The following is a 6,000-nucleotide window of genomic DNA, read 5'->3' on the forward strand; positions in this document are numbered from 1 at the left end:
GCTACCCGCAGTGCGCCTGACAGGCCGTCTATGAGGAGGCTTATCCATGAAGGTGATGATCGTCGAAGATGAGAATTTTATCGCTCTGGAACTCGAGCGTATTGCGCAAGAGGCCGGACACCAGACCATCGGGCCGGTTTCGACGGTGGAGCAGGCACTCGCCCACGCTCAAAGAAGCGATGTCGCACTCGTCGATCTCAGTCTCTCCGATGGGCTGAGCGGCGCACAATTGGCGCGTCGGCTGATCGACCGCCATGGAGTTGACGTCATCTTCGTGACCGGCAGTCCCGAGAATGTCGGTCACGGTATCGAAGGCGCGCTCGATGTGATCTCCAAGCCCTTCACCGACGAGAGGATCGCCGGCGCGCTCTCGCGGGCGGAGGCCCGACGCAAAGACTTCGACAGCAGCAAGGTTGCGTTCTGAACAGCATCAAGGCTGCGTGTTATAAGAAGGAAATCGACGTCGCTCAGGCCGCTGCGCCTGCCCGAGGAGAAGTCCGGATGAAACACGCGCTCCTTGCCGTTCTTTTCGCTCTCTCGGCCTGCGCCAGCGCAGGGGATCCGCAGCCTCTTCCCGGCAGCCTCACCTATGGTGGAAAGGTTCTCCGTTCGCCCTATCGTCCGGGAACGGTGGTCAAGAATACCTTTCTTGGCGATTTCGGTTACCGTGTGTTCGAGACCTATGTCGTCCAGCCGGACGGGACGCTGAAGCTTACCTCACAGAGCACGGGGCCGGACTTCCTCTGGCAGTGAGGACTTCGGTTCCTCAGCGCCAAAGCGAAGGGGTGAGCAGCCGTCCGGCGAGAGGCGGACGGCGCGTGCGTTTTCGCCTTCGTCCTTCGCAATTGAATGTTGCGCTGCAGTAAAGATCGGCTATACCGCAGGCATTCACCACGGACCCGGTGAGATCCCGGGTGGCTCTTCTGGCCGCCGATCCGCCAGACAACGCAAAACCTGCATGCCATCACGCGACCACTCGACAGAGCGGGTCCGGCCATGCTTTGCGAGACTTCAAGATGCTGCTTTCCTCCATCCGTCGCGATTGGTCCGCCAATCCCATGCGCGAAATGCTTGCCGGAGCGGTGGCGACCTTCGCCCTGATTCCCGAGGTGATCGCCTTTTCCTTCGTGGCGGGGGTCGATCCCGAGGTTGGTCTGTTCGCCTCTTTCGTCCTCGGCATCGTCATTGCGTTTACCGGCGGACGCCCGGCGATGATTTCGGCCGCCGCCGGATCGGTGGCGCTGGTCGCCGCGCCGCTGGTGCATGCTCACGGCTTGCCCTATCTCTTTGCGGCCGGGCTGCTGGCGGGGCTGATGCAGATCGTGTTCGGCCTGCTGCGGCTCGGCGTGCTGATGCGCTTCGTGTCGAAATCCGTCCGCACCGGCTTCGTCAATGCACTCGCCATTCTGATCTTTGCCGCGCAGATGCCGCATATTATCGGCGCCGGCTGGATGGAATATGCCGTGCTGATCGCCGGGCTCGCGATCATCTATCTCACGCCGCGGATCACCACCGCGATCCCGTCGCCGCTGATCAGCATCCTGATCCTGACCGTCGCCTCGATTGGGCTCGGGCTTCCGGTTCTCACCGTCGCCGATCTCGGCAAGCTGCCGGATTCGCTACCGGTGTTCGGCTGGCCGGCCGTGCCGCTGACGCTGGAAACGCTTCGGATCATTGCAGCACCTGCACTTGCCATTGCGATGGTCGGGCTGCTTGAATCGATGATGACGGCGAGCGTCGTCGACGATCTCACTGATACGCCGAGCTCGAAGAACCGCGAATGCACCGGTCTCGGCCTTGCCAACGCGGCCGCTAGCCTGTTCGGCGGCATCGCCGGCTGCGGCATGATCGGCCAGACGGTGAGCAATGTGAAGTATGGCGGGCGCGGCCGGCTCTCGACGCTGTTTGCCGGTGCCTTCCTGCTGATCCTGATGGTGCTGCTGAAGCCGTGGGTCTCCGAGGTTCCGGTCGCCGCGCTGGTGGCGATCATGGTCATGGTGTCGATCGATACGTTCGACTGGTCGTCGCTTCGAGCTGTCATCATCCATCCCAGGATGTCGAGTGCCGTCATGGTGGCGACCGTCCTCGTCACCGTCTTCACCGCCAATCTGGCGCTCGGGGTGACGGTCGGTGTGCTGCTCAGCGGCGTGTTCTTCACCTTCAAGGTTGCCCGGCTGCTGCGCGTCGACGTGGCGCCCGACCAAGCTGTCGGGCGGCTGACCTATCGCGTGACCGGCCAGGTGTTCTTTGCCTCCGCCGACGTCTTCGTCGAAGCCTTCGACGTTCAGGACGCGATTGGCAAGTCCGTGCTGATCGACGTGTCCGAAGCGCATTTCTGGGACATCACCGCCGTTGCCGCACTCGACAAGGTCGTGCATCGGTTCGGAGCGCACGGCATTGCCGTGGAGGTCGCAGGCCTCAACCAGGCGAGCGCAACCTTGATCGGAAGCCTCGACAGCAAGGTGGTGCTGAAAGAGGTGTGAGGGGCGCGAGAGCTACCGCGAGACGATCGCGAAATCCTCGCTGCCGCCGGTTCCCGTGGCGTTCAGCCGTCTGATTGCCAGTTAACCAAAGGCGGCACAGCTATGCCGAATGGGCGAAGGGCTTCAACTGGAGTGTGCTCGACAAGACCGGATGAGTCGCAGCGAGGTCACCGAGTGGTGACATTCTATGGAGGTGGGCCGGTCGAGTCCGCTTCCCGATGTCGTCGAGCGAGGCATCGTGCTCAGGCACGCGCCGTCGGCGCCACTGCCTGTAGCGCCGCCTCGACATTGGCGGGCAGCCGGAAGCGGCGGCGATATTCGCCGGGCGTCAGGCCTGCCAGCTTGCGGAATAGGCGGCGGAACGAGGCGAGGTCGGAATAGCCGACTTCGAGCGCGATCTCCTCGATCGGCCCATCCTCCATCTCAAGCATCTGCTTGGCTTCCTCGACGCGGAGCCACTGGACATATTCGAGCGGCGAATAACCCGTCGCCTTCCTGAAGCGGCGGTCGAAGGACCGCTTCGGCAGCCCGGAAAGCCTGAGCAGCTCGGCGACGATATCCGCCGACTGGTAGTGCAGGGGGGCATATTCCTGGCATTTCTTCACCACGGCGTCGCCGTGATCGGCATTGGCGATCATCGAGGCGTAGGGCAGCTGGCCATCGCGATGCCATTGATAGAGGAAGATCTTCGATATGCGGATTGCTTCCGCCGTTCCGGCATGCCGGGCGATGAGAAAGAGCGTCAGGTCCTGCCAGGAGGATGCGCCGCCGGCGCAGACGATGGAATGACCAGCGCCGGCCTGGACCAGTATGCGCTCTTCCTTAAGCTCCACATTCGGAAACTGGCTGCGAAACAGCGGCGCATACATCCAGTGCGTCGTTGCCGACTGCCCTTCCAGCAGCCCCGCCTCGGCCAGCACGATCGAGCCGCCGCAGGCGGCCAGCAGGCGCGCGCCGCGCTGGTGCATCTCGACAATCCAGTTCAGCAGCCGCCGGTCGAGTGCCCTGATAGTTTCTGGCGTGTCGACAAGCACGTTCGGAACGAGGACGTAGTCAGTCTCCTCGATGTCATCGATCGTTTCCTGCGGCATGATCGTCACGCCTGTTATCAGCCTCAGCGGGCCGGGCTCGGCGGCGACCAGGCGCGGCGCGAACATCACCTCGCTCGTCGGCTCGTTCGAGCTGCTCTTCCAGTTGGCGCCTGCGATCCACAGCGTGTCGAAGATGCCGTACATGATCGAGGGGTCGCACTCCGGAAATGCGACGATGCTAACCCGCAAGGGGCGCTTCACATTGGCGGAATGTGGCTCTATCGGCTTCATAGCGGCCATCCTGCCTCTGCTGCCAACCATTAGCAACACGTAAAAGGCGCTTCGAAACGGGTGGCATGTCGCTGCCTGATGGAGAGGGTATCGCATCAATGGAACTGAATATCGAGAAACTGCAGACGCTGCTCGGCGTCATGGTCAATGAGCTCGGGGCGGCGCAGAACTCCGCCCTTGTCATCATCGGCGAGGAGTTGGGTCTTTATCGCAAGATGGCGGAGAGGGGAGCGATCTCATCGATCGAACTTGCCGAAGCGACCGACACAAAAGAGCGCTACGTGAGGGAATGGCTCGCCGCCCAGGCAGCGTCGGGATTTGTCGACTATGACGCAGCGACCGGCAGGTTTACGCTTTCGCCTGAACAGGCGGCGGTCTTTGCCGTCGAGGACAGCCCGGTCAACATGATCGGCGGCTTTGTCGCCCTCGACGCCATCTATGCCGATCGCGCCAAGCTCACCCATGCCTTCCGCCATGGCGGCGGCGTGTCGTGGACGGATAGGTGCAACTGCATGTTCTGCGGCACCGATCGCTTCTTCCGGCCGGGCTACAAGGCCAATCTCGTCGAGAGCTGGCTTCCGTCGCTGGAAGGTGTCGTCGAGAAGCTGGAGCGCGGCGCGCAGGTCGCCGATATAGGCTGTGGCTTCGGCTCGTCGACCCTGCTGATGGCCAGGGCGTTTCAGAAGTCGCAGTTTACAGGCCTCGACTTTCACGCCCATTCGATCGAGCATGCGAGCCGCCACGCAAAGGGCATGAGCAATGTCCGGTTCGAAACCGCCCGGGCGCAGGATTTCGAAGGGGCGGGCTTCGACCTCGTCACCATCTTCGACGCGTTGCACGACATGGGAGACCCGGTCGGCGCCGTCAGACATATCGCCAGGGCCTTGAAGCCGGAAGGCACGCTGATGCTGGTCGAGCCGATGGCGGGCGACAGCCTGGCCGAAAACCTCAACCCCGTCGGCCGCGTCTTCTATGCCGCCTCGGCCAACACCTGCGTCCCGGCCTCGCTCGGCCAGGAAGTGGGTGCCGCCCTCGGCGCGCAGGCCGGCCAGGCAAAGCTGACTGAGGTGCTCAAGGCGGGTGGCTTTTCGAAGGTGCGGCGTGCAACGGAGACCCCGTTCAACATGGTGCTGGAGGCTCGGCTCTGACGTCAGCGGGGGGCAATTCGAGACGCGGGTGGCCGATGGCCACCCGCCGCCGACTGCACGCTCTCGTCTGTGCGGTCGGACGGATGACGATGTAGACTAAGCCTGGCACGGCTGTTCCGCTTGCGACCGTCGCCGTGACACCTTATTGTTTGGCGGCAGGCCAGCGTTCTTGAGGGGAGGCTTCGATGCCGTCGAGTTTCAATGTCGAAAGTGCGGATGGTTACGAACGGCTGATGGGGCGGTGGAGCAGGAAGCTCGCGCCGATGCTGATCGATTTCGTCGGTCTTGCAGACGGCGATCGCGTGCTCGATGTCGGCTGCGGCACCGGTAGTCTGGCGTTCACGCTGGCGGAAACGCCGGGCCTGCAGGAGATCGCAGCCGTCGACTATTCGCCGGTCTTCGTCGAGGCGGCAACGCGGCGCAACACCGATCCGCGCGTATCGATCCGGCAGGCCGATGCCTGCGCGCTTCCCTTCGAGGATAACCGCTTCGACAGGGCGATGTCGCTGCTCGTGCTGCATTTCGTGCCGGAAGCGGGAAAGGCGGTATCCGAGATGCGCCGTGTGGTGCGCCCGGGCGGCACAGTCGCAGCAGCCGTCTGGGATCATTATGGCGGCATGTCCGGCATGCGGATGATGTGGGATACGGTGGTGATGCTTGATGAGGGCGCGCTGCCCCTGCGCCGCAAATATTGTTTCCAGCCGATGATGCGGCCGGGGGAAATGAAGGAGAGCTTCATCGCGCAGGGCCTTGCCGATGTCGAGGAAACCTCGCTGCTGATCCGGATGGAATACCTCTCCTTCGCGGACTACTGGGAGCCGATCGCCGCCGGCGAGGGACCGCTCGGCAAATATGTCGCGGGGCTAGATCCGGCGAAGCGAAAAGCGGTCGATGCCGCCGTCAGGGCCGCTTACGAGGCGGGCGAGCCCGATGGGCCAAGGTCGTTTGCGTCGGTGGCGTGGGCGTGCCGGGGCAGCGTGGCGGACTGATTAGCGGGAGCGCCACCTCCTCTAAAGCGAGAATCGTGCTGCTCCCTCTTCTCCCCAG

The 6,000-nt window shown here is 63.3% G+C and carries 6 protein-coding genes and 1 other annotated feature; of the genes, 5 read left to right on the forward strand and 1 reads right to left on the reverse strand.

From position 1 onward, the window contains the following. Positions 1–46: 46 nt before the first annotated feature. From RWJ89_RS05735 to RWJ89_RS05745, 3 genes are all read left to right on the forward strand, one after another. A complete protein-coding gene (locus RWJ89_RS05735; protein ID WP_025395010.1) occupies positions 47–424 on the forward strand; it encodes a response regulator in 378 nt (125 codons plus the stop codon). Between the two features lie 77 nt (positions 425–501). After that, entirely contained in the window at positions 502–753 is a 252-nt protein-coding gene (locus RWJ89_RS05740) for a hypothetical protein (RefSeq protein ID WP_011652465.1), read from the forward strand. 139 nt (positions 754–892) lie between these two features. Next, positions 893–948: a sequence feature (sul1 is cis-regulatory element that is thought to sense ions involved in sulfur or methionine metabolism; They are found in Alphaproteobacteria), on the forward strand. Between the two features lie 68 nt (positions 949–1,016). Continuing rightward, positions 1,017–2,483 carry a SulP family inorganic anion transporter gene (locus RWJ89_RS05745; protein ID WP_222061007.1) on the forward strand — a complete coding sequence of 489 codons (1,467 nt, stop codon included), beginning with the start codon at positions 1,017–1,019 and terminating at the stop codon, positions 2,481–2,483. 242 nt (positions 2,484–2,725) lie between these two features. Here RWJ89_RS05745 and RWJ89_RS05750 read toward each other — a convergent pair whose 3' ends face one another. Next, positions 2,726–3,805, reverse strand: coding sequence for a GlxA family transcriptional regulator (locus tag RWJ89_RS05750; protein ID WP_077978512.1), 1,080 nt, complete (start codon positions 3,803–3,805; stop codon positions 2,726–2,728). 98 nt (positions 3,806–3,903) lie between these two features. Between RWJ89_RS05750 and RWJ89_RS05755 the strand changes: the two genes are divergently transcribed. Both RWJ89_RS05755 and RWJ89_RS05760 read left to right on the forward strand, forming a co-directional pair. Then, entirely contained in the window at positions 3,904–4,953 is a 1,050-nt protein-coding gene (locus tag RWJ89_RS05755) for a class I SAM-dependent methyltransferase (RefSeq protein ID WP_222061008.1), read from the forward strand. Between the two features lie 185 nt (positions 4,954–5,138). Then, entirely contained in the window at positions 5,139–5,942 is an 804-nt protein-coding gene (locus RWJ89_RS05760) for a class I SAM-dependent methyltransferase (protein ID WP_077978510.1), read from the forward strand. Positions 5,943–6,000: the final 58 nt, after the last annotated feature.

This window comes from Rhizobium sp. 10PS4 (assembly GCF_032464805.1).
In the GTDB taxonomy this organism is placed as follows: Bacteria; Pseudomonadota; Alphaproteobacteria; order Rhizobiales; family Rhizobiaceae; genus Rhizobium; species Rhizobium laguerreae.